Here is a 25,142-nt window from a genome sequence, read left to right as displayed (position 1 = left end):
CTACGATGGAACCCAGTGCTACCGGGATGTGACTCATGGTCAACTGGGTTGTCTCTCTGGCCGGGCCCCGACGGATCAGCCTCGAGCCCTGCCCCCCGGATCCGCTCGGCCCCGGTCAGGTCCGCGTCCGCACCTGCTACTCCGGCATCTCGGCCGGCACCGAGCTCACCCTCTACCGGGGCAGCAACCCCCGGCTGAGCAAGGACTGGGACGACGTCAGCAGGATGTTCGTGCCCCGGCAGACCTCCGTGCCGTACCCGCTGGTCGGCTTCGGCTACGAGGAGGTCGGCGAGGTCGTCGAGGTCGCGCCCGACGTGGCCGACCGGCGGGCGGGGCAGGTGGTCTGGGGCATCTGGGGGCACCGCGCCGAGGCGGTCGTGCCCGCCGACGCCGTGCACCCGCTGCCCGCCGGGTTGGATCCGCTCGCGGCCGTCTTCGCCCGCCCCGGGGCGATCGCCCTCACCGCGGTGCTCGCCGGCGACCTGCACCTCGGTGACTGGGTCGGAATCTTCGGCCAGGGCGTCATCGGGCTGCTCGCCACCCGGCTCGCCGCCCTCTCCGGCGCCCGGGTCGTCGCCGTCGACCGGGTGGCCGCCCGGCTGGCGCACGCCACCCGGCTCGGCGCCCGCATCACCGTCGACGCCGGCGCCGAGTCGGCCGCCGCCGTGCTGCGCCGGGCCACCGACGGCCGGGGCGCGGACGTCTGCCTGGAGCTGTCCGGGGCCTACCCGGCGCTGCACGAGGCGATCCGCTCCACCACCCACGCCGGCCGCGTCGTGGCCGCCGGCTTCTACCAGGGGCAGGCCGACGGGCTCGGCCTGGGTGAGGAGTTCCACCACAACCGGATCCAGCTGGTGGCGGCCCAGGTCTCCGGGCCGACCCCGGCGCCCGGCATGGCCGGCCGGTGGACCGGAGCCCGCGTCGCACACACCTTCATGGACCTGGTGGCCGAGGGCAGCGTCGACCCGCTGCCGCTGGTGAGCCACGTCGTCGACGCGAGCGCGGTGGCCGACGCGCTGGCGCTGCTCGACCGCGGTGACGGTGACGCCCTCCAAGTCGTGCTGAGGTTCCCATGACCATTCCCCTGGCCTGTCAGGAGCAACTCCTGCCGGGCACCGACCTGATCCAGAAGTACGCGCTCGCCACCGCGCTCGGCTACGACGCGATCGAGCTGCGCGGCCGGGGCGACCTCGCCCTCGCCCGCCGGCTGCCCGAGCTGCGCCGGGCCCGCGCGGCCGGCGTGGTCATGCCCACCGTCTGCGTCGAGATGGACCACTTCATCGGCGACTTCGATCCCGACCGGTCCCGCGACGCGGTGCGCAACCTGCGTTCCCAGCTCTCCGTGATCGCCGAGCTGGGCGGCGTCGGCGCGATGACCCCGGCGGCGTGGGGGATGTTCTCCCGGCGGCTGCCGCCGTTCGAGCCACCCCGCTCGCCCGCGGGCGACCGGCAGGTGCTCGTCGACGCCCTCGGCGAGCTGGGCGAGCACGCCCGCGCCGAGGGCGTCACCCTCTTCCTGGAACCGCTGAACCGGTACGAGGACCACATGGTCAACCGGCTCGGCGACGCCGTCGCCCTCTGCGCGGCCGTCGGGCTGCCCTCCGTCCGGGTCGTGGCGGACACCTTCCACATGAACATCGAGGAGGACGACGTGCACCGGGCCCTGCGCGCCGCCGCGCCCTACCTCGGGCACGTGCAGGTCAGCGACTCCAACCGCTACCAGCCGGGCGCCGGCCACCTCGACTGGCCGGCCCTGGTCCGCACCCTGCTGGAGATCGACTACCGGGGCTGGCTGGCCCTGGAGTGCCGGCTGCGCGGCGACCCCGTCCGCGCCCTGCACCAGGCCGCCGCCGTGCTGCGGCACGCGCTGCCCCGGCAGGCGGCGGCATGAGCACCGACACCGCCGGCGGCCGGCACACCGACGGCCGCCGGCCCGCCGACACCATCGATGACGTGCCCGCCGACACCGTCGACGGCGGGCCAGACACCGTCGGCGGCGGGCCGCGCGGCGGACAGGGCGGCGCGGCGGGCGCGGGACCCGCCGCCGGCGCTCGTGACGCCGGGGCGCTGCGCCGCCTCGCCGTCGCCACCCTCGACGGCAACTGGGAGCACGACCACACCGTGCCCTCGCGCACCCTCTACCCGCACCAGTGGAGCTGGGACTCGGCGTTCAGCGCGATCGGCTGGGCCCACGTCCGCCCCGACCGCGCCTGGCGGGAGCTGGCCAGCCTGTTCCGGGCGCAGTGGGCCGACGGGCGGGTGCCGCACATCGTGTTCAATCCGGCGCTACGGGTGGGCTCGTACTTTCCCGGGCCCGAGTTCTGGAACTCGGCCCTCGCCGACGGCGCCCCGGCCGCCGCCACGTCGGGGCTGATCCAACCGCCGGTGCACGCGCCGGCCGCGTGGCTGGCCTACCGCCGGTGCCCCGCCGAGGACGGGCGGGCCGCGCTGCGCCGCCTCTATCCCGGGCTGGTGGCGCAGCAGCGCTACCTCGCCACCCACCGGGACGTCGGCGGGGGCGGGCTGGCCTGCATCGTCCACCCGTGGGAGTCCGGGCTGGACAACAGCCCCGCCTGGGACGCGCCGATGGCGGCGGTGCCCGCCGACGCGGCGGTCATGCGCGCGTACCGCCGGCACGACACCGCGCACGCCGACGCCGCGCACCGCCCCACGGACCTCGACTACGCCCGCTACGTCGCGATCGTCGCGTCCTACCGGGAGCACCGCTACCGCGACGAGGGACTCGCCGTCCGACACCCGTTCCTGGTGGAGTGTCCGCTGGTCAACGCGGCGATGGGGGCGGCCGAGCACGCCCTCGCGCGGATCGCGCCGCTGGTCGGTGCGGACCCGGGCCCGCACCGGGAGCGCGCCGCCCGGATCACCGAGGCCCTGGTGCGCCGGCTGTACGACCCCGCGACCGGCACCTTCCAGCCCCGGGACCTGCGCGCCGACCGTCTCGTGCCGGCCCGGACGGTGCTCGGCCTCGTCCCGCTGGTCCTGCCCGACCTGCCGGCCCGGCAGGTGTCGGCGCTGGTCGCCGAGGCGTGCTCGCCGCGGTTCGGGCTGGCCGCCCGGATGGACCGGCCGCTGCCCAGCCACGACCGCACGGCGCCGGACTTCGAGCCGCTGCGCTACTGGCGCGGGCCGAGTTGGATGAACGTCAACTGGCTGGTACGCCGGGGGCTGCTCACCCACGGCCACCCCGACCTGGCGGCCGGCCTGCGCGAGTCGATGATCGAGCTGGTGGCCCGGGCCGGCTGCCACGAGTACTTCCACCCGGACACCGGCGCCGGGCTGGGCTCGCCGGCCTTCGGCTGGACGGCCGCGCTGCTGCTCGACGTCCTCGCCGACGACCCGGCCGGCTGAGCCGGCCCGGCCGCCCCGGTCAGCCGGCCGGGATCAGCTCCCGCAGCAGCCGCTCCACCCGAACCCGGATCTCGTCGCGGATCGGGCGGACGGCCTCGACGCCCTTGCCGGCCGGGTCCGCCAGCTTCCAGTCCTCGTAGCGCCTGCCCGGGAAGACCGGGCAGGCGTCGCCGCAGCCCATGGTGACGATGACGTCCGAGGACTCGGCCGTGGCGTACTCCAGCAGCTTCGGGGTCTGGTCGCTGATGTCGACGCCGACCTCCCGCATCGCCTCGACGGCGGCCGGGTTGACGGTCCCGGCGGGCGCCGAGCCGGCGGAACGGACCTCGACGGCGTCGCCGGCGAGGTGGCGCAGCCAGCCGGCGGACATCTGCGAGCGGCCGGCGTTGTGTACGCAGACGAACAGGACACTGGGCTTGTCGCTCACGGGGTGCTCCCTTTCAGTGCGGGACGGAGACGGTCGGCCGGTCCGCGGCCGGCGACGGGAAGAGGCGGCGGCGCGCCCAGAGCGAGACGTAGACCAGGGCGACCAGGACCGGCACCTCGATCAGCGGCCCGACCACGCCGGCCAGGGCCTGCCCGGAGGTGACCCCGAAGGTGCCGATCGCGACGGCGATGGCGAGCTCGAAGTTGTTGCCGGCAGCGGTGAAGGCGAGCGTCGTGGTGCGCTCGTAGCCGAGGCCGACCGCCCGGCCGAGGGCGTAGGAGCCGGCCCACATCACGGCGAAGTAGACCAGCAGCGGCAGGGCGATGCGGACCACGTCCAGCGGCCGGTCGGTGATCGCCTCGCCCTGGAGGGCGAACAGGATGACGATGGTGAAGAGCAGCCCGTACAGCGCCGTGGGGCCGATCTTCGGCAGGAACCGCCGCTCGTACCAGTCGCGCCCCCGGGCCCGCTCGCCGAGGCGACGGGTGAGGTAGCCGGCCAGCAGCGGGATGCCGAGGAAGACCAGCACGTTCCCCGCGATGTCCCAGCCGGAGACGGCCAGCGCGGCGCCCTCGAGGCCCAGCCAGCCGGGCAGGACGGCGAGGTAGAACCAGCCGAGCAGCCCGAACGCGAGCACCTGGAACACCGAGTTCAGCGCGACGAGCACCGCGGCGGCCTCCCGGTCGCCGCAGGCCAGGTCGTTCCAGATGATCACCATGGCGATGCAGCGGGCCAGCCCGACGATGATCAGCCCGGTACGGTACTCCGGCTGGTCGGGCAGGAGGACCCAGGCCAGGGCGAACATCAGCGCGGGCCCGACGAGCCAGTTCAGCAGCAGCGAGGAGACCAGTAGCCGCCGGTCGCCGGTGACGGTGTCGAGGCGGTCGTAGCGGACCTTGGCCAGCACCGGGTACATCATGATCAGCAGGCCGAGGGCGATCGGCAGCGAGATGCCGCCGATCTTCACCGCGTCGAGCGCGGTGTCCAGGCCGGGCACCAGCCGTCCGAGCAGCAGCCCGGCGGCCATCGCGAGGCCGATCCAGACCGGCAGGAACTGGTCGAGGCGGGACAGGCGTCCCACCACGGCCGTGGTGGCCGGATCGTCGTGGGCGGTGGTGGTCACGGGGCTCCCGTTCGGGTCGTGGGTGTCGGCGCGTCGGCGGGTGTCGGCCGTCGCGACGCTGCTGGCATGACGGCGGGGGCGAGCCGGTCGACCCGGGCCTCCAGCTCGGCGTACGCCGCCTCGAACGCCTCGTCGGTGTCGACGCGGACCGGGTCGGGCACCGACCAGTGCAGCCGCGGCCGGGCGGGGCCGGTGAGGTCCTCGTGGGCGTTGTCGCAGACGGCGACGACCAGGTCCTCGGCGCGGACGACGTCGTCGACGTGGGCGGTGCCGACCGGGTCGAGGCGCAGGCCGTGGCGGCGGGCCACCGCGACGGCGCGCGGATGCACCCGGGGCGCCGGGGCGGTGCCCGCCGAGGCGGCCGGGGCGTGCGTGCGCCGCGTCCACAGGGCGGCGGCGAGCTGGGAGCGGGCGGAGTTGTGGGTGCAGACGAAGACCACCCGGCGCGCCTCGTCCAGCGGCGGCGGGGTCAGCGTCGCCAGCGCCGCCGGGCACAGCCGCAGGTAGGTGCGGCGCCGGTCGCCCTCGGACCGCGAACGGGTGACCAGGCCGGCGTCGGTGAGCACCTTGACGTGGTGGGCCACCAGGTTGGTGGGCAGGCGCAGGGTCTGCGCGATCTCGCCGGGGGAGGCGTCGCCCAGCAGCAGCGCGTCCACGATCGCCAGGCGCGCGGGCTCGCCGAGGGCGGCGTGGATCCGGGCGCGCGCCGCCAGAGAAGGGTCAATGTCCATTGACTCAACCATCGCTGAGCCATTCGGCGGATGTCAAGCGGGAGTGCCGTGCCGCACTGCCGGGGGGAGGCCGGCCACGCCGAGGGTGGCGGGGTGACGCCGGTGGGCGGTCGGTCACGTCGCCGGACCGGGCGGCTCGGGTCAGCAGCAGGTCAGTAGGTAGGCGCGCAGGTCCGTCAGGGCGGCGAGCGCCCCGTCGAGGTCGGCCCGGTAGTACACCGTCTTGCCGGCGCGCCGCGACGTCACCACCCGGCCGCGTCGCAGCAGGGTGAGCTGTTGCGACGCCGTGGCCTGGCTGATCCCCGCGCGCTCGGCCACCTCGCCCACGGAGAGCTCGGCGCCCTGCGCGAACAACATCATGATCCGCTGCCGGGTCGGGCTGCCCAGTGCCTTCAGGAACTCCTGTGTGGCCGGCCCCAGCCCGCTCGGGGGGTCGCCGGAGGGCTCGCTCGCCGGCCGGGGCGTCGCCTGGTCCATGCCCCCAGCCTTCCGCACCATCATCATATTGTCATTCAACGAAACGACGGGTCCGTCAGGCGTGCGGGAGCGGGTCGACCGGCACCACGGCCGCCGGCGGGACGTCGTCCCGGTGGAACGGCGCCAGCGCCGGCGCCGACCGATCCGCCCCGGCCCGGCGCGTCGTTTGCCGGCGCCGGGCCGGGGTAAGCGCGGGGCCGGTGACGACAGGAGGGCGCCGTGCGGTTTCCCCTATTCGTCGACGCGGTGTCCCGCCGGTCGGGGCTGTCGAGCGCCCAGTCCGCCACGATCGCCCGCGCCGTGCTGCAGACGATGGTGGAGCGGATGACCGGCGGCCGGTCCGGTGACCTGGCCGGGCACCTCCCCGACGAGCTGGACGGCTACCTGGGCGCGCCCGGTCCCGCGGACGGCCCGCCGATGGCGTTCGGGCCGGCGGAGTTCCTGCGCCGGGTGGGGGAGCGGGCCGGGGTGGACGACGCCACCGCCCGGACCGGCACCGCCGCCGTCTTCGCCACGCTGCGGGAGGCGGTCACCGTCGACGAGTTCCGCGAGATGGTCGCGCGGCTGCCCCGGGACTTCGACGGCATGAGCCAGCCGATCCCCCGGCCACCGTATGACACCTGATGGGTGGCCGGTTCATTGGACGTTCACAAGTCGCCTGTGGACATCGACCCCGATCACAGGAAGACTGATGGCCTGAGGGGTGTTTCGCCGCAGAATTACCGGCCGGTAAGCAAATAGACGGAAACTCCTCTACGCGCCAGGGGGATGATCGGACGGACTTCTCCGGCCGTTGCGCGAGGGTGTCGTCGGCTGTTCGGCTGGACTCTAATCGATGATCTTTCGAGCCAGGTATCGAGCCTTATGCTGCTTCCATTGTGAAGTCCTGGGGGGGATCATGATCGCGTTTGTCGAACGCTGCACGCTGCCCTTGAGCGGGTCCGCCACCGCGCGCTGACATGGCAGAACCGACGGTAGTCAATCGCTTCGGTGCTGTCGCCGCCCGTCAACCCGATCAGCCGGCAGTCCTCGGCGAGGGTGCCCCGCTCAGCTACGCCGCGCTCGCCGGCGCCGCTGGTGGGCACGCCGCCGCGCTCGCCGCGGCCGGGTGCCGGTCCGGCGACCGGGTCGCCCTGCTCACCGGGCACGGGCCCGCCACCATCGCCGCCATCCTCGGCACGCTCGCCGCCGGGTGCGCGTACGTGCCGCTGGACCCGGGCTTCCCGGAACAGCGGCTGCGGCACATGCTCGCCGCCGCGGACGTCGGCACCGTCCTCTGCGGAGTCGAGCACGCCGGGCTGGCCCGCTGGCTCACCGCCGACCGGCCGGCCGTGCGGGTGCTGACCGTCGACGACGTTCCGGCCGCGCCACTGCGGCCCGTGCCCGTCGACCCGGACGCGCTGGCGTACGTGCTGTTCACCTCCGGCTCCACCGGCGTGCCGAAGGCGGTCGGCCAGACCCACCGCAACCTGCTGCACGTGGTGGACAACCAGATCGACGCCCTCCACCTCGGACCGGACGATCGGCTCAGCCTGCTCGCCTCGTTCAGCTTCGACGCGGCGATCCCCGACCTCTACCCGGCGCTGCTCGCCGGGGCCGCCGTCGTCCCGGTGGAGCTGCGCCGGCACGGCCTCGCCCACGCCGTCGAGCAGCTCGCCCGGCACGGGGTCACCGTCTACCACTCCACCCCGACCGTCTACCGCTTCCTGCTCGACACCCCCGGCCCCCGCCTCGACCGGGTGCGGGTCGTGCTGCTCGGCGGCGAGCAGGCCACCCACGCCGACGCGGCCCGCGGGCGGGACCGCTTCGCCCCCGACTGCGTGCTGGTCAACGGCTACGGCGCCACCGAGATGACCTTCGCCGCCCACTACGCGCTGCCGCTCGCCGACGCCGACCCCGCCGCCACCGGCCCGCTGCCGATCGGCGTGGCCCTGCCCGGTTACGAGCTGCGCCTCGCCGAGGACGGCACCGGCGCCCACGAGAGCGGCGCCGACCGCACCGGGGAGATCGTGGTGCGCAGCCCGCACCTCGCCCCCGGCTACCTCGGCCAGGACAGCGACCGGTTCTCCGTCGACCCCGACGGCGTGCCGACGTACCGGACGGGGGACCTCGGCGCGCGGCTGCCCGGCGGGGAGCTGATCTGCCTCGGCCGGCTGGACCGGCAGGTCAAGGTGCGCGGGTTCCGGGTCGAGCTGACCGAGATCGAGGCGGTGCTCGCCGACCAGCCCGGTGTCGCCGGGGTCCGCGCCATCGCCCGCGACGGCGAGCTGCTCGCGTACGCCCGGCCGGGCGGCGGCGAGCTGGACCCGGCGGCCCTGCGCGACGCCCTCGCCCGACGGCTGCCGGACTACGCGCTACCGCGCGCGGTCGTGGTGGTGGCCGAGTTCCCGCTGACCGTCACCGGCAAGATCGACGAGCGGGCGCTGCCCGACCCGGCGCGGACCGTGCCCGCCGGGGAGGCGCCGGCCACGCCCACCGAACGGATCGTGCACGACATCTGGTGCGAGGTGCTCGGGCGCGACGCCGTCGCCCGCACCGACAGCTTCTTCGACGTCGGCGGCCAGTCCCTGCTGCTCGGTCGCGTGCAGCAGCGGCTCGCCGAGCGGTTCGGGGTGCGGCTGCCGATGCTCCGGCTCTTCGAGCACCCGACCGTGGCCGCGCAGGCCCGGCTGGTCGACACCCCGCCGGAACCGGTCCGCGCGCCCGTCGCGCCCGCCCCGGTCGCGCCGGCGACCGCCGCCCGGGAGTACACCGGCGAGGAGATCGCCGTGGTCGGCCTCGCCGGCCGGTTCCCGGGCGCGCCCGACGTCGCCACCTTCTGGTGGAACCTCTGCGCCGGGGTCGACTCGATCCACGACCACACCGACGAGGAGCTGGCCGCCCTCGGCGTGGGCCCCCGCCTGCGCGCCGACCCCCGGCACGTCAAGGCGGCCGGCCGGCTCGACGGGGTGGCCGACTTCGATGCCGAGTTCTTCTCCTTCGGCGCCGACGAGGCCGCCCGCACCGACCCGCAGCACCGGCTCTTCCTCGAGACGGCCTGGGAGGCACTGGAGGACGCCGGGCACGACCCCGCCCGGTTCCCGGGGCTGGTCGGCGTCTATGCCGCCACCTCCGCCAACCGGTACTTCCTCTTCCACCTGATGGACAACCCGGCCGTGGTCGGCGACGTCGACCCCGACGACTGGGAGGCCCGGCTCGTCGGCCGGCAGTTCACCGACCACCTGCCCGGCCAGGTGGCCTACCGGCTCGGCCTGACCGGCCCGGCGGTCGCCGTGCAGAGCGCCTGCTCCAGCTCGCTGGTCGCGGTCTGCCTCGCCGCGCAGAGCCTCGCCGACTACCAGTGCGACATCGCGCTGGCCGGCGGCGTGAACGTCACCTGGCCGCGCTACCGGCACACCCCCGGCGGCCTGGCCTCCCCGGACGGCCGCTGCCGCGCCTTCGACGAGGCCGCCGCCGGCGCCGGCTTCGGCTCCGGGGCCGGGGTGGTCGCCCTGCGCCGGCTCGCCGACGCCCAGGCCGACGGCGACCGCATCTACGCGATCCTGCCCGGCTGGGCGGTCACCAACGACGGCGCCGACCGCGCCGGGTTCGCCGTACCCGGGCCCGCCGGGCAGGCCGCCGCCGTCGCCGGCGCGCTCGCCGCGGCGGAGGTCGCCCCCGGCGAGGTCCGCCTCATCGAGGCCCACGGCAGCGGCACGCCGCTCGGCGACGCCATCGAGGTCGCCGCGCTGCACGAGGTGTACGCCGGCGCCGGCCCCGCCGACACCTGCGCGCTCGGCTCGGTGAAGACCAACATTGGCCACCTCGACGCGGGCGCCGGCATCGCCGGGCTGATCAAGGCGGTGCTCGCCGTGCAGCACGGCGTCATCCCGCCGAACCTGCACTTCACCCGCCCGCACCCGGAGATCGACCTGGCCGGCGGGCCGTTCTACGTGCCGACCAAGGCGCGGGACTGGCCCGAGGCGGCACGCCGGGTGGCCGGCGTCAGCTCGTTCGGGCTGGGTGGCACGAACGCGCACGTGGTGGTCGAGCAGCCACCCCCGGCCGAGCCCGTCGACGGCGGGGACGCGCCCGCGTACCTGCTGCCCGTCTCGGCGCGGACCCCGGCGGCGCTGCGGGCGGCGCTGACCCGGCTGCGGCAGCACCTCGCCGGGGCCGCCCCCGCGCTGGCCGAGGTGGCCGCCACCCTCGCGCTGGGCCGGCGCGCCTTCGGCTGCCGGGCGGCCGTGGTGGCGGCCGACCCGGCCGGTGCCGTCGCCGCGCTGGACGAACTGCTCGCCACCGACGCCCGGCTGGCCGGCGAGCCCGGCGAGCTGCGCGAGCTGGCGGCGGCCTGGATCGCCGGCCGGGACGTGGACTGGACGGCCCTGCACCCCGAGGGCGCGGTCCGGCGCACCGGGCTGCCCACCTACCCGTTCCAGCGCCAGCGGTACTGGATCGACCCCCCTCAGAAAGGCGCGCGGTGAACTGGTTCCTCTCCGCCGGCCGCCGTGACCCGGCACCGGTGCAACTGTTCTGCCTGCCCTACGCCGGCGGCGGCGCGAGCGTCTTCCGGCGCTGGCAGGACGGGCTCGGCCCGGACGTCGAGGTGCTGCCGGTGCAGCTGCCCGGGCGGGAGAACCGGATCAGTGAGAACCCGGAGTTCCGGGTGACCGACGTCGCGTCCGCCGTCGCCGACCGGGCTCGCGGCCCGTACGCGATCTACGGCCACTCGATGGGCGGCCGGGTCGGCTTCGAGGTGGTCCGCGAGCTGCGCCGCGCCGGCCGTCCGCTGCCGCTGCGGCTCTACGTCGGCGGCGCCCGCGCCCCGCACGTGACCGCGCCCAGCCTCTTCGATGGGCTGTCCAGGGTGGACGACGACGAGCTGCTGCGCCGTCTCGGCGCCGGCGGCGGCCTGCCGGCCGAGCTGCTGGCGCACCCCGAGCTGGTCGAGCTGCTGCTGCCGCTGCTGCGCGCCGACTTCGGCCGGGTCGACAGCTACCACTACGTCCCGGGCGAGCCGCTGCCGGTGCCGATCGTGGCGTTCAGCGGCCGGCACGACCGCGCCGTCACCCGGGAGCACAACGACGCCTGGCGCGAGCACACCGCCGCCGGCTTCACCCTGCGCGAGATCGACGGTGGGCACTTCTTCCTCAACGACCAGCTCCCCGAGCTGCTCGCCGCGATCCGCGCCGACCTCGACGCCGCCCTGGCGGCCGACGCGGGACGCGCCGCCGCGCCGGCGTCCGGCGGCCGGGCCCGGCGGGTGCCGGGCGTCGCCGTCGCGGAGGCGACGCCGGGCGGGCACCGGGTGCCGCTCGGCGACACCGGCTGGTCGGTGTGGCGGGACGCCATCCTGCGCACCACCGGCTTCCCCGCCGACGGCCTGACCATGCTGTCCGCGCCGCAGGCCGCGGCGGCCGCCGACGAACTGCTCGCCACCGGGGACGGCGCGGAGCGCTACGACAAGGAGTTCGCCGAGGCGGTGACGGCGGCCGGCCGCCGGATCACCGAGCTGGCCGCCGACCCGCTGCTGCGGGAGGCGGTCACCTGGCAGAACCGGGGCGCCCTGGTCGCGCTCGACGGCCTGGCGCGCGGCGGCCCCGACCCGGCCCGCAACGTGCGGCGGCGGGACCGGGAGCGTGCCCTGCTGAAGTACTGGCAGCGGTACTGCGGCAAGAACGAGACGGTCGGCTTCTTCGGCCCGAGCTGCTGGGTCACCCTCGACCCGGCGCGCCCGGAGACCGCCGACGTGCGCCCCGGCCCCGGCCTGACCCGGCGCCGCTGGGTGTGGTTCGAGTCCTGGGCGCTCAGCGCCTACGCCGACCGGATCGGCCAGGACGTGGCGGTGCGCGCGTGGTGGGCGCCGATGCTCTGCCCGCAGCTGAGCCTCGCCGACCGTACGGTCCGGCGGCCCGGCCGGCCGCCGGTGACGCTCGCCCCGGTGGAGGCGGCGCTGCTGGCCGCCGCCGACGGCCGGCGCCCCGCCCGCGAGCTGGTCGCCGACCCGGCGATCGGACTGCGCCGCCCGGAGGACGGCTACGCGCTGCTGGACCGGCTGGTCGAGCGCGAGCTGATCACCTGGGACGCGGCGCTGCCGGTGAGCCCGGACGCGGAGGACGTGCTGCGGCGGCGGATCGAGGCGATCGGCGACGAGTCCGCCCGGCAGGGCGCCCGCACCGGATTCGACCGGCTGTGCGCCGCCCGGGACGCGGTGGCCGCCGCGGCGGGCGACCCGGAGCGGCTGCGCGCCGCCCTGGACGCGCTCGACGCGACCTTCACCGAGCTGACCGGGCAGCCGCCGCGCCGTCGCGCCGGCCAGATGTACGCCGGTCGCACCCTCTGCTACGAGGACAGCAGCCGGGACCTCGACGTGGTCTTCGGCAAGCCGCTGCTGGACCGGATCGCCGCCCCGCTCGCGGTGCTGCTCCAGGCGGCCCGCTGGCTGGTCGACGCGCTGGAGCGGGCGTACGACGCGGCGTTCCGCGAGCTGCACGACGAGCTGCGCGCCGAGGCGGGCGGCGCCCCGGTGGCCCTGGCCGACCTGTGGTTCCTGGCGCAGGGCCTGTTCTGGGGCGACGGCGCCCGCCCGGTCGACGCGGTCGCCGCCGAGTTCGCCGGCCGCTGGGCCGAACTGTTCGGCCTGGCCGCGCTGCCGCCGGGGACGACGGAGGTCCGGCTGCCGGTGGCCGACCTGGCCACCCGGGTCGCCGAGGCGTTCCCGGCCGGACGGCCGACCTGGCCCAACGCCCGGCTGCACAGCCCCGACCTGCAGATCTGCGCCGCCGACGCGGAGGCGCTGGCGCGCGGCGACTACACCGTGGTCCTCGGCGAGCTGCACGCCGCCTGGGCCTCCTTCGACTGCCAGGTCTTCACCCCGTCGCACCCCGACGTGGGCCGGCTGCGCGACGCGCTCACCGAGGACCTCGGCGAGCGGCGGATCCGGCTGCTCACCCCGACCGACTGGCCCCGGCGCACGAGCCGGGTCGCCGAGGCGCTCACCGGGCTGACCGACCGACAGTTGGCCTTCGCGCCCGCGCCCGGCGCCGACCCCGACCGGGTGCTGCCGACCGTCGACCTGACCATCGTCGACGAGGGCGGCCGGCTGGTCGCCACCGCCCCGGACGGGGAGCGCTGGACGCTGCCCGAGCTGTTCTCTCCGCTGCTCAGCGCGCACGCCGTCGACGGGTTCAAGCTGGTCAGCCCCGCGCCGTACACGCCCCGGATCACGGTCGGCGAGCTGGTGGTGGCGCGGCAGACCTGGCGCACCACGGTCGGCGAGAGCGGGCTCGCCGCGGTCACCGGCGAGCGGGAACGGTTCCTCGCGGTCCGGGACTGGCGCCGCCGCCTCGGCCTGCCCGAGCAGGTCTACGTCAAGCTCGGCACCGAGACCAAGCCCTGCTTCGTGGATCTCAGCAGCCCCGCGTTCGCCAACATGTTCTGCGCCATGGTGCGGGCCGCCCGCACCGACGGCGACGACGGCACCTCCCTCTCGGTCAGCGAGATGCTGCCCACGGTCGAGGACGCCTGGGTGCCCGACGCGGCCGGCCGGCGCTACTTCAGCGAGCTGCGGCTGCACATCGTGGACGCCGACGAGCGGGAGGACGGCCGATGAGCGAGCGTCAGCGAGTGAATCATCGGTGCGGTGTGGTGGTGCCTCATGGCGGCACGGAGCGAAGCGGAGTGCCGTCATGAGCGAGCGTCAGCGAGTGAATCACCGGATCCCCCTCGGCGACACCGGCTGGTCGGTGTGGCGCGACGTCGTCCTGCGTACCGCCGGCTTCCCGGCGGCCGGGCTGGCCGCGTTCGCCGCACCCGAGGCGGCGGCCGCCGCGGACGCCCTGCTCTCCGGCGAGGGCGAGGCGGAGCCGTTCGAGAAGGCGTTCGCCGCGGCGCTGGCGGACGGCTCCGCGGTGGCCGGCGAGATCGCCGCCGACCCGCTGCTGCGCGAGGCGGTCACCTGGCAGAACCCGGAGATGCTGATCGCCCTGGACGGCCTGCTGCGCACCGACCCGGCCGTGCGCAACGTCCGCCGCCGCAAGCGCGAGCTGAGCCTGCTGCGCTACTGGCAGCGCTACTGCGGCAAGGCCGAGACGATCGGCTTCTTCGGCCCCGTCTGCTGGGGGCGGCTCGACCCCGACGAGCCGACCACCCGGCTGCGGCCGGGGCCCGCGCTGGTGTCCCGGCGCGAGGTCCACTTCGAGGCGTGGGCGCTGATCGCGTACGCCGACCGGCTCGCCGACGACCTGGCGGTGCGGCGCTGGTGGGCGCCGACGCTGCCGCCGCACCTGAGCCTGTCCGACCGGCAGGTCAGTCGGCCGCTGCTGCCGCCGACCGAGCTGACCGCCGTGGAGGCCCGGTTGCTGGCCGCGTGCGACGGGCGTACCCCGGCGGTGACCCTGGTCCAGCGGCTGCTGGCCGACGGGGAGACCGGGCTGCGCAGCGCCGACGACGGCTACCTGCTGCTCGACCGGCTGGTCGACCGGAGCCTGCTGACCTGGGACGCCGGTCTGCCGGTCAGCCCGGAGGCCGAACGCGTGCTGACGGAGCGGATCGACGCGATCGGCGACGCGTCCGTCCGCGCCGAGGTGGCCGCCGCGTTCGACCGGCTGCGCACGGCCCGCGACGCGGTGGCCGCGGCGGCCGGGGATCCCGACCGGCTCGGCGCCGCGCTGGCCGCGCTGAACGCCGAGTTCACCGCCGTCACCGGCCGGCCCGCCACCCGCCAGGCCGGGCAGATGTACGCCGGTCGCACGGTGCTCTACGAGGAGACGGCCCGCGACCTGGAGTTCACGGTCGGCTCCCGGGTGCTGGACGCGCTGGCCGAGCCGCTGGCGATCGTGCTGACGGCGGCGCGGTGGCTGACCGCCGAGGTCGGCGCCGCCGGCGAGCGCCTCTTCGCGGAGCTGCACGCCGAGCTGCGCGGCGACGGGCCGGTGCGGCTGGCCGACGTCTGGGCCCTGGCCCAGGGGCTGCTGCTCGCCCCCGACGGCCCGATCGCCCGGGCCGGCGCCGGGCTGACCGCCCGCTGGGCGGAGCTGATCGGCCTGGACGCGGTGGCCCCCGGGCAGACCGAGCTGCGGCTGCGCAGCGCCGACCTGGCCGAGCGGGCCCGCGCCCTGTTCGCCGCCGACCGCCCCGGCTGGCCGTCCGCCCGCATCCACAGCCCGGACGTGCAGATCGCCGCCGCCGGGCTGGACGCGCTCAACCGGGGCGACTTCCTGCTCGTCCTCGGCGAGCTGCACCCGGCGTACGTCCCGTTCGACAGCGCGGTGCTGACGCCGTTCCATCCCGACCAGCCGGCGCTGCGGGCGGCGCTGGACGACGAGCTCGGGCCGGCCCGGGCGCGGGTGCTCTACCCGGAGAGCTTCCCGCGGATGACGACCCGCATCACGTACGCCCTCAACGGCCCCCGGGACCGCCAGTTCGGCATCGACACGGCCCGGGGCGCCGACATCGACCGGCTGGTCCGCGCCACCGAGGCGCGGGTCGAGCACGACGGCGGCGAGTGGCTCGCGGTGCTGCCGGACGGCTCCCGCTGGCCGCTGATGGAGATCTTCGCCAACCTGCTCGGAGCGCTGCTGCTGGACAGTTTCAAGCTCCTCGCGCCGGCCCCGCACACGCCCCGGATCACCATCGACCGGCTGGTCGTGGCGCGGCGGACCTGGCGCACGACGGTGGCGGAGACCGGCCTGGCCGGCGTCACCGGCGAGGCCGAGCGGTTCCTCGCCGTGCGCCGGTGGCGCGCCCGCCTCGGGCTGCCCGAGCGGGTGTTCGTCAAGGTGGGCACCGAGATCAAGCCCTGCTACGTCGACCTCACCGCCCCGCTGCACGCCCAGTCGCTCTGCGCCATGGTCGACGCCGCCGCGAAGAGCGGCCCCGACGTCACGGTGACCGTCGGCGAGCTGCTGCCGGACCCGGCGGACGCCTGGGTGACCGACGCGCGGGGGCGCGGCTACGTCAGCGAGCTGCGGATGCAGATCACCGATCCAGTGAGCTACCGGGGAGAGAACGGGTGACCGACATCCTGTCCATCAGCGCCGTCCACGGGGAGACCCTGCCGTGGCCGGACGCGACCCTGTCCGAGCTGATCGCCGCCCAGGCCGCCCGAACCCCGGACGCGGTCGCGGTGCGCCAGTGGGACACCCGGCTCACCTACGCCGAGCTGCTCGGCCGGGCGGCCGGGGTCGCCGCCGCCCTGCGCGAACGCGGCGTCGGCCGGCAGACCCGGGTCGGCGTCTGCGGGGCCCGCAACCCCGACCTCGTGGCCACCGTGCTCGGGGTGCTGCTCGCCGGCGGCTGCTACGTGCCGCTGGAGCCGGGCGGCCCCCGCCGGCGGCTGCGGGAGATCGCCGCCGACGCGGGGGTGTCCGTGGTGGTCGGCGACGCCGCCGAGGCCGAGTTCGGCGACGTGCCGGGCGTCGAGGCGCTCGGCCTGCCCGGCCCGGCGCCGCTGGCCGCCTGCCCGGCCCGCCCCGGCGACCCCGCGTACGTGCTGTTCACCTCGGGCTCCACGGGCCGGCCGAAGGGGGTGCTCACCACCCACCGCAACGTGGTCGAGTTCGTCACCGGCTGCGCCGCGATGACGGGCGCGGACGCGGGCGTGCGCAGCCTCGGCATCGCCTCGCTCGGTTTCGACGCGGCCACCATGGACCTCTTCGTGCCGCTGCTGCTCGGCGGCGCCGTCCAGCTCCTCGGCGCCGAGGACCGGGCCGACCCCGTCCGGCTGGCCCGGTTCGTCGCCGCGCACGAGGTCAACTGGGGCTTCATCACCCCGACCGTGCTGTCCATGCTGGACCCGGCCGAGCTGCCGGCGTGGCGGGTGGTGCTCTGCGGCGGCGAGGCGGTGCCGGCCGAGCTGGCCGCCCGCTGGGCCCCCGGCCGGCTCTTCCTCAACGGGTACGGCCCGACCGAGACCACCGTGCTGGCGGTCAGCGGCGAGCTGACGGCCGCCGACACCGACCCCGTGCCGATCGGCCGTCCCCTGCCCAACCACCGCGCCCACGTCGTCGACGCCGAGCTGCGCCCGGTGCCCCCGGGCGAGCCCGGTGAGCTGCTGATCGGCGGCCCGGGCCTGGCCGACGGCTACCTCAACCGGCCCGGCCTGACCGCCGAGCGGTTCGTTCCCGACCCGTTCGGCGACCCGGGGGAGCGGCTCTACCGCACCGGCGACCTGGTCCGGCAGGACCCGGACGGCCGGATCGTCTACCTGGGCCGGCTCGACCGGCAGGTCAAGATCCGGGGCCAGCGGATCGAGCTGGGCGAGGTGGAGGCCGTGCTGGCCGGCCTGCCCGGCGTGCGGCAGGTCGCCGTGGAGGCGGTCCCCGGCCCGGCCGGCACCGAGCTGGTCGCCTTCCTCACCCCGGCCGACGCCCCCGACGACGAGCGGCTGCGGGCGTACGCGCTGCCCCGGCTGACCGCCGCGATGCTGCCGGCCCGGGTGCTGCGCCGCGACGCCCTGCCGGTCAGCCCGACCACCGGCAAGCTGGACCGGCCGGCGCTGCGGGCGCTGGCCGCCACGACCGCCGCCCCGGCCCCCGCCGGGCCGGTCGACGCCGACGAGCCGCTCGCGGCGGCGGTGGCCCGGATCTGGGGCCGCCTGCTCGGCGCGGCGCCCACCCCGGAGACCGACTTCCTCGCCGCCGGCGGCAACTCCATCGCCGCGATGCGCCTGGTCGCCGCCCTCCGGGCCGAGCTGGGCCGGCACGTCGACACCCGGGACGTGTTCACCGGCCGCACCCTGGCCGGTCTGGTCGAGCGGATCACCGCCGCCGCCCCGGCCGACGGCGACGGGCTGACCACGGGCAACCCGCCCACCCTCTCCCCGCCGCAACGCCGGCTCTGGTTCGTCGACCAGCTCGCCCCGTCCAGCGCCCCGTACAACATCGCGGTGGCGCACCGGCTGCGCGGCCCGCTGGACACGGTCGCGCTCGGCGCGGCGCTGCGGGCGGTCGCCGAGCGGCACGACGTGCTGCGCTGGCGCATCCCGCAGACCGCCGGCGTGCCGTACGCGGTCTGCGAGGAGCCGACCGACGTGGCCGTCCCGGTGGTCGATCTGACCGGCAGCGCCGACGCCGAGGCGGAGCTGGCCGGGATGCTCGCCGCCGGTGCGGCGCACTCCTTCGACCTGGCGACCGGGCCGCCCTGGCAGGTGACCGTCTACCGGCTCGGGGCCGACGAGCACGTCCTAGCGATCACCCTGCACCACGCGGTCTTCGACGGCTGGTCGGAGAAGCTGCTCTACGACGACCTCGCGGCGGCGTACGACCGGGCGCTGCTGGGCGGCGACCCGACGCTGCCCGCGCTGCCCGCCACGTACGCCGACTACGCCGTCTGGCGGGCGGAGCGGGACCGCCGGCGCGGCGCGGCCGACCTGGACTGGTGGCTGACGCACCTGCGCGACGTGCCGACCGTGCTGGAGCTGCCCCGCGACCGGCCCCGGCCGGCGGTGGCCACCTACGCCGGCGCCGAGGCGGCGGTGCGGCTGCCCGAGGGGTCCGACCGCGGGGTGCGGGAGCTGGCCGAGCGGCGCGGCACCACCGTGGCGGCGGTGCTGCTGGCGGGCTTCGGCGAGCTGCTGCGCCGGCTCACGGGCCGCGACGACCACGTGGTCGGTGCGATCGTCGCCGACCGCCGGCTGGCCGCCTTCGACGAGGTGGTGGGTTTCTTCATCGACACCGTGCCGGTGCGGGTGCGCGGCGGCGGGGCCAGCTTCGCCGAGCTGGTCGACCGGTGCGCCGGCGAGCTGCACGAGGCGACCGCCCACCCGGGCGCCCCGCTGGAGCGGATCGTCGAAGGGCTCGGCGTGGGCCGGGACACCTCGCGCGCGCCGCTGGTGCAGGTGCTGTTCAACGTGCTCAACTTCGCCCCGCCCCGGCTGGCGCTGACCGGCCTCGACACCGAGCCGGTCGCGGTGCCCAAGCCCGGCTCGCCGTTCGACATCACCGTCTACGTGGTGGAGCGGGCCGGCCGATACGGCGTCGAGGTGGTCTACAACCCCGACCTCTTCGACGCCGGGCGCATCGACGACCTGCTGGCGGACCTGGTCGCCCTCGTCGGCGCGCTGGTCGCCGCGCCGGACATCCCGACCGACCGGGTGGCCGCCGAGCTGCCCCGGCCGACGGTGGCCACGCCCCAGCTCGGCGCGATGACCGTCGCCGCCGGCGAGGCCCCGCGCGCCGTGCTGCCGGCCGGCCCGGACGGGCTGACCGACACCGAGGAGCTGATCGCCGGGATCTGGCGGGAGGTCCTCGAACGCGACCAGGTCGGCGTCACCGACAACTTCTTCGACATCGGCGGGCACTCCCTGGCGCTGGCCGCCGTGCACGCCCGGCTCACCGCCGCCACCGGCCGCTCGATCAAGATGCTCGACCTCTTCCGCCACCCCACCATCCGGGCGCTCGCCGCCAACCTCGACGGCGCCGCCGACCGGCCGGAGCTGGCCCGCGCCGCGCTACGGGCCGCCGCCCGCCGCAGTCGTACCCGCCGCAACCCACCCCGCCGCCCCGGCGGCACCGCGTGACGAAGGACAGCCTGATGAGCAACCCGACCGCAACCGACCTGCCCGCGGGCGACGGCATCGAGCCGATCGCCATCGTCGGGCTGGCCGCCCGCCTGCCCGGCGCGGCCGACGTGAACGAGTTCTGGCGCAACCTGGTCGACGGGGTCGAGTCGGTCACCGAACTGACCCGGGAGGAGCAGCTCGCCCGCGGCGCCACCGTGGACGAGGTCGACGACCCGGGCTGGGTCAGCCGCGCCCCGCTCGTCGACGGGTACGACGAGTTCGACGCCGGCCTGTTCGGGATGACCGCGCGCGAGGCGGAGATCACCGACCCGCAGCACCGGCTGTTCCTGGAGTCCTGCTACACCGCGTTGCAGGACGCCGGCTACGACCCGACCCGCTACGACGGTTCGATCGGCGTGTACGCCGGCACCGGCGGCAACACCTACCTGCACCGCTACGTGCTGCGCAACAAGCGGGTCGGCGGCAACCCGCACGGCACCGTCTCGCTGGCCACCGGCAACTCCCCGAACTACGTGGCCACCAACGTGTCGTACCGGCTGGACCTGCGCGGGCCGAGCATGACCGTGCACACCGCCTGCTCCACCTCGCTGGTCGCGTTCCACCTGGCCTGCGAGGCGCTGCGCAACGGCGAGTGCGACATGGCCCTCGCCGGCGGCGTGAACATCGAGCTGCCGCACGTCGGCTACCTGGGCATGGACGGCTTCACCTCGCCCGACGGCCGGTGCCGCCCGTTCGACGCGGGCGCGAACGGCACGGTCTGGGGCAGCGGCGCGGGCGTCACCCTGCTCAAGCGGCTCTCCGACGCGATCGCCGACGGCGACGCGATCCGCGCCGTGGTGCTCGGCAACGCGATCAACAACGACGGCGCCGGCAAGGTCGGCTTCACCGCCCCCAGCGTCGACGGGCAGATGGAGGCGGTCGCCCAGGCCGTCGCGATGGCCGACATCGACCCGCGCACCATCAGCTACGTCGAGGCGCACGGCACCGGCACCGCGATGGGCGACCCGATCGAGATCGCGGCCCTCTCCGCCGTCTACACCAAGGACACCGACGAGCGGGGCTGGTGCGGCATCGGCTCGGTGAAGTCCAACATCGGCCACCTCAGCCAGCCCTCCGGCATCGTCAGCGTGATCAAGACGGTGCTCGCGATGGAGCACGGGCTGATCCCGCCGACCATCAACTACGAGACGCCGAACCCGGCGATCGAGTTCGCCGACACCCCGTTCTACGTGGCGAACACGCTGACCAAGTGGGACACCGACGGCACGCCCCGCCGCGCCGGCGTCAGCTCGTTCGGCATCGGCGGCACCAACGCGCACGTGGTGCTGGAGGAGGCGCCGGCGGCGTACCGGGAGCGGCGGGTCCGCCCCGCGCAGCTGCTGCACGTCTCGGCGAAGACCGCCGGCGCGCTGGAGACGGCGGTGCAGCGGCTCGCCGAACACCTGGAGTCCGCCGCCGAGCGGGGGCCGGAGCACCTCGCGGACGTCGCGCACACCCTGCGCGTCGGCCGCCAGCAGTACCCGCACCGCGTCGCCGTGGTCGCCACCGACCTGCCCGACGCGGTCGCCGCCCTGCGCACCAAGCGCCGCCGGCAGGCCGGCGTGGTCGAAGGCCCGGCGCCCCGGCCCGTGTTCCTCTTCTCCGGCCAGGGCTCCCAGTACGCGGGCATGGGCGCGCAGCTCTACGCCGAGGAGCCGGGCTTCGCCGCCGTCGTGGACGAGTGCGCCGAGCTGCTCCGCCCCGAGCTGGGCCTGGACATCCGCGACCTGATCCTGGGCCGCGACCCGGAGGCGGGCGAGAAGCTCACCGAGACCCGCTACACCCAGCCCGCCCTGTTCGTCGTCGAGTACGCCCTGGCCGTGCTCTGGCAGTCCGCCGGCGTGCGGCCGGCCGCGATGATCGGCCACTCCATCGGCGAGTACGTCGCCGCCACGGTGGCCGGGGTGCTGAGCCTGCCGGACGCGCTGCGGGTGGTCGCCGCCCGGGGCCGGCTGATGCAGTCCGTCGCGCCGGGGTCGATGCTCGCCGTGCCGCTGGACGAGTCGGTGGTCACCGAGCGGCTGCCCGAGGGGTTGGCCGTCGCCACCGTCAACGGGCCGGGCACCTGCGTGGTGGCGGGCCCGGGCGACGCGGTCGCCGCGTTCGCGGAGACGCTCGACGTCAAGACCAAGGCGCTGCGCACCTCGCACGCCTTCCACTCGCCGATGATGGAACCGATCCTGGCGGAGTTCACCGCCCTGATGGGCACGGTGACGCTGCGGCCGCCGGCCGTCCCGTTCCTGTCCAACGTGACCGGCACCTGGATCACCGACGAGCAGGCCACCGACCCGGCGTACTGGGCGGCGCACCTGCGCCAGCCGGTGCGCTTCGGCGCCTGCGTGGCCACCCTGCTCGCCGAGGGCACCTGGTCGCTGGTGGAGTGCGGCCCGGGCCGCCAGCTGGCGAACCTGGCCCGGATGCAGGTGGCCAAGGCGTCCGAGGCGCAGCGCAAGCTGGTGCCGCTGGGCAGCCTGCCCGGCCCGGGCGAGCCCACCGGCGACCTCGCCACCCTGCTCGGCACCGCCGCGGCGCTCTGGTGCGCCGGCACGCCGGTGCGGCTGGGCTCCGACCCGGACGCGCGGCGGGTGCCACTGCCGACGTACCCCTTCGAGCGGCGCCGCTACTGGGTCGAACCCGACCCGGCGCAGGCGGGCGCCGCCGCGCCGGTCGAGACCGGGCCCCGGCAGCTGCCCGAGTGGTTCGCGGTGCCGGTCTGGCGGCAGGCGGCGCCCGAGCCGCGCACCGCGCCGCTGGGCCGCTGCCTGGTCCTCGCCGACGGCCCGCGCGGTGACGCGCTGGTCGCGGCGCTGCGGGCCGCCGGTGAGCAGCCGCTGACGGTACGCCCCGGCGAGGGCTTCGCCGCCGACGGCGACGGCTGGCGGCTGCGCCCCGGCGTGCGGGACGACTACGACGCGCTGGTCGCCGCCCTCGCCGCGGACGGCGTCCCCGCCCGGCTGGTGCACGCGTTCGCCCTCGACGGCGAGCCGACCGGCGCCGACATCGCGGCCACCTGGGCCGCCCAGGACCGGGGCTTCTTCAGCGCGCTGCACCTGGTGCAGGCCCTGGCGGGCGCCGGCCTGACCGCCGAGGAGGGGGCGTTCACCCTCGACCTCGTCACCGCCGGCATCGGCGACGTGACCGGCGCCGACCTGACCCGGCCCGAGCACGCCACCCTGGCCGGCCTGGCCCGGGTGCTCCCGGCCGAGGTGCCCGGCCTCACCGTCCGGCTGGTCGACGCCGGGCCGGCCGACGCGGGGGAGCGGGCCCTCGTGGCCGAGCTGCGCCGCCCGGTCGACCCGGAGCGGCCCGAGGTGACGCTGCGCGGCGCACGCCGCTGGGTGACCGGCTACGAGCAGGTCACCGTCGACGCCGAGGGCGAGCCGGGGGCGCTGCGCGAGGGCGGCCGGTACGTCATCACCGGCGGCCTCGGCGGCATCGGCATCACCCTCGCCGAGGACTTCGCCACCCGGGCGCGGGCGAAGCTGGTGCTGCTGGCCCGCTCGGGGCTGCCCGCCCGCGAGGAGTGGGACGACCACCTGGCCGTGCACGGCGGCGACCGGGCGGGCCGCGCGATCGCGGCGATCCGCCGGATGGAGGCCGCCGGCGCCGAGGTGCTGGTGCTCGCCGCCGACGTCACCGACCCGGCCGACCTGGCCCGCGTGCGGGCCGAGGCCGAGAAGGCGTACGGGGGGATCGACGGCATCGTGCACGCGGCCGGCCTGCCCGGCGGCGGCATGGCCGAGATCAAGGACCGGGCCGAGGCGGAGCGGGTGCTCGCGCCGAAGCTCGCCGGCACCCTCGCGCTGGCGCAGGTCTTCGGTGACCTGCCGCTGGACTTCGTGGTGCTCTGCTCCTCGATCACCGCGGTGATCGGCGGCTTCGGCCAGGTCGACTACTGCGCGGCGAACAACTTCCTCGACGCGTACGCCCGGGCCGGGGCGGGCTTCACCGCGCCGGTGGTGTCGCAGAACTGGGGCGGCTGGGCCGAGGTGGGCATGGCCGTGGAGACCAACTCCCCGGCCGGCTTCCGGGCCGCCGGGCGGGACACCGTCACCAGCCCGGTGGACCACCCGGTGCTCACCACGAAGGTCGCCGGGGCGGACGGGACCGTGCTGCACGGCCTGGTCTCCGCCACCAGCCACTGGCTGCTCGACGAGCACCGCATCGGCGGGGTGCCCGTCGTGCCGGGCACCGCCCACCTGGAGTCCGTCCGGGCGGCGGTGACGGCCGCGCTGCCGGCCCCGGCCGGGGACGCCGCCGTGGAGCTGCGCGACGTCGTGTTCCTGGAGCCGTTCTCGGTGCCCGACGGCACCGTCGCCCAGTACCGCGTGGAGCTGACCCCCACCGACGACGGCGTCGACTTCGCCGTGCGCAGCCTCGCCGCCGGCCAGACGCGCACCCACGTGCGCGGGTCGGCGGGCTGGACGGTCGAGCCGGCCCCGCCGGCGCGGCAGCCGGCCGTGGCGGGCCGCCGCGTCGACGACGACTCGTCGTTCGGCCGGGGCCGCACCAGCATGCTCACCTTCGGGCCCCGCTGGACCGCGCTGCGCGAGCACCACCTCGGCGACGGCGAGGAGCTGGCCCGCATCGAGGCGCCCGCCGAGGTCATCGGGGACCTGCCGTCCTGGGGGCTGCACCCGGCGCTGCTGGACGTGGCGACGGCGTTCGGCCGCGGCCAGGGCTCCGGCACCTACCTGCCGCTGTCGTACGGGCGGATCGTGGTGCGCGGGTCGTTGCCGGCGCAGTTCTCCAGCCACCTGCGGCACCGCGACAGCGCCACCGACGAGGTGGTCGCCGCTGACCTGTCGCTGCGCGACGCCGACGGCCGGGAGCTCGTCGCCATCAGCGACTTCGTGCTGCGGCGCGTCGACCAGGGCGCGGTGACCGGCGGGCTCGCCGCCGCGCCGGAGGCGGACCCGGCGGCGACCCCCGCCGGCCCGACCGAGGACATCCGGCCGGTGGACGGGGCGGAGGCGTTCCGCCGCAGCCTCACCGCCGGGCTGGGCGCCCAGGTCGTGATCACCACGCGGACGGTGGCGGACATCCGCCACCGCGCCGGCCGGGTGACCACCGAGAGCCTGGAGGGCGAGCCGGAGGCGACCGCCTCCGCGCCGACCGGGACCGGGGGCGGGGGCGGCGGCTCGGCCGCGCCGAGCACCGAGCTGGAGATCACCATCGCCCGGGTCTGGCAGGACGGGCTGGGGGTGACCGACGTCGGCGTGGACGACGACTTCTTCGCCCTCGGCGGCAACTCGCTGGTCGCGGTGCAGCTGATCGCCGCGATGCGCAAGGCCACCGGGGTGCGGCTGCCGATGCGCAGCCTCTTCGAGACGCCCACCGTGGCCGGGCTCGCCGCCCGGATCGAGGAGCTGCGGGCCACCGCCGCCCCCACCGACGAGTCGGCCGCGCCGGCCACCATCCCCGCCATCCCGCGGCTGCCCCGCGCGTGACCACGAGCGACAACAGGAGTGAGGA

General features: G+C 76.2%; 13 protein-coding genes. 9 read left to right on the top strand and 4 right to left on the bottom strand.

The window, feature by feature from the left end; genetic code table 11:
• Positions 1–35: 35 nt before the first annotated feature.
• From ACSNOB_RS01660 to ACSNOB_RS01650, 3 genes are read left to right on the top strand one after another with little or no spacing between them, the layout of a single operon-like run.
• A complete protein-coding gene (locus ACSNOB_RS01660; protein WP_436684735.1) occupies positions 36–1,076 on the top strand; it encodes a zinc-dependent alcohol dehydrogenase in 1,041 nt (346 codons plus the stop codon).
• Positions 1,073–1,891 (top strand): sugar phosphate isomerase/epimerase family protein, encoded by an 819-nt coding sequence (locus ACSNOB_RS01655; protein WP_393111003.1) that lies wholly within the window; start codon positions 1,073–1,075, stop codon positions 1,889–1,891. The genes ACSNOB_RS01660 and ACSNOB_RS01655 overlap by 4 nt, the downstream gene beginning before the upstream one ends.
• Positions 1,888–3,366 (top strand): MGH1-like glycoside hydrolase domain-containing protein, encoded by a 1,479-nt coding sequence (locus ACSNOB_RS01650; protein ID WP_436684733.1) that lies wholly within the window; start codon positions 1,888–1,890, stop codon positions 3,364–3,366. Before ACSNOB_RS01655 ends, ACSNOB_RS01650 begins: the two co-directional genes overlap by 4 nt.
• A 19-nt stretch (positions 3,367–3,385) precedes the next feature.
• On the opposite strand, the gene ACSNOB_RS01645 is transcribed toward ACSNOB_RS01650, so the two are convergent.
• From ACSNOB_RS01645 to ACSNOB_RS01630, 4 genes are all read right to left on the bottom strand, one after another.
• Positions 3,386–3,793: an arsenate reductase ArsC gene (locus ACSNOB_RS01645; protein ID WP_436684731.1), complete on the bottom strand. Its 408-nt coding sequence runs from the start codon at positions 3,791–3,793 to the stop codon at positions 3,386–3,388.
• Between the two features lie 13 nt (positions 3,794–3,806).
• A complete protein-coding gene (arsB, locus tag ACSNOB_RS01640; RefSeq protein ID WP_436684730.1) occupies positions 3,807–4,916 on the bottom strand; it encodes an ACR3 family arsenite efflux transporter in 1,110 nt (369 codons plus the stop codon).
• The gene (locus ACSNOB_RS01635; protein WP_436684728.1) at positions 4,913–5,647 is read right to left on the bottom strand and encodes a helix-turn-helix domain-containing protein; all 735 of its coding nucleotides are present in this window, start codon (positions 5,645–5,647) and stop codon (positions 4,913–4,915) included. Before ACSNOB_RS01635 ends, arsB begins: the two co-directional genes overlap by 4 nt.
• A gap of 141 nt (positions 5,648–5,788) precedes the next feature.
• The gene (locus ACSNOB_RS01630) at positions 5,789–6,124 is read right to left on the bottom strand and encodes an ArsR/SmtB family transcription factor (RefSeq protein ID WP_436684726.1); all 336 of its coding nucleotides are present in this window, start codon (positions 6,122–6,124) and stop codon (positions 5,789–5,791) included.
• Between the two features lie 219 nt (positions 6,125–6,343).
• On the opposite strand from ACSNOB_RS01630, the gene ACSNOB_RS01625 reads away from it, so the two are divergent.
• The 6 genes from ACSNOB_RS01625 to ACSNOB_RS01600 all read left to right on the top strand — a co-directional run bounded on the left by ACSNOB_RS01625 (position 6,344) and on the right by ACSNOB_RS01600 (position 25,117).
• On the top strand, positions 6,344–6,748 hold the full coding sequence (locus tag ACSNOB_RS01625) for a DUF2267 domain-containing protein (protein WP_436684725.1): 405 nt from the start codon (positions 6,344–6,346) through the stop codon (positions 6,746–6,748).
• Positions 6,749–7,083: 335 nt separating this feature from the next.
• Positions 7,084–10,590 carry an amino acid adenylation domain-containing protein gene (locus tag ACSNOB_RS01620; RefSeq protein ID WP_436684724.1) on the top strand — a complete coding sequence of 1,169 codons (3,507 nt, stop codon included), beginning with the start codon at positions 7,084–7,086 and terminating at the stop codon, positions 10,588–10,590.
• On the top strand, positions 10,587–13,718 hold the full coding sequence (locus ACSNOB_RS01615; RefSeq protein ID WP_436684723.1) for a thioesterase domain-containing protein: 3,132 nt from the start codon (positions 10,587–10,589) through the stop codon (positions 13,716–13,718). Before ACSNOB_RS01620 ends, ACSNOB_RS01615 begins: the two co-directional genes overlap by 4 nt.
• Positions 13,719–13,812: 94 nt before the next feature.
• Positions 13,813–16,122, top strand: coding sequence for a lantibiotic dehydratase (locus tag ACSNOB_RS01610; protein ID WP_436684722.1), 2,310 nt, complete (start codon positions 13,813–13,815; stop codon positions 16,120–16,122).
• Entirely contained in the window at positions 16,119–19,625 is a 3,507-nt protein-coding gene (locus ACSNOB_RS01605) for an amino acid adenylation domain-containing protein (RefSeq protein ID WP_436684720.1), read from the top strand. Before ACSNOB_RS01610 ends, ACSNOB_RS01605 begins: the two co-directional genes overlap by 4 nt.
• A gap of 14 nt (positions 19,626–19,639) precedes the next feature.
• Positions 19,640–25,117, top strand: coding sequence for an SDR family NAD(P)-dependent oxidoreductase (locus ACSNOB_RS01600; RefSeq protein ID WP_436684719.1), 5,478 nt, complete (start codon positions 19,640–19,642; stop codon positions 25,115–25,117).
• Positions 25,118–25,142: the final 25 nt, after the last annotated feature.

Source organism: Micromonospora sp. URMC 106, assembly GCF_051386395.1.
Classification (GTDB): Bacteria; Actinomycetota; Actinomycetes; order Mycobacteriales; family Micromonosporaceae; genus Micromonospora.
Note: the sequence above shows the minus strand (reverse complement) of the source record. Positions and strands in the feature narration are given on the sequence as shown.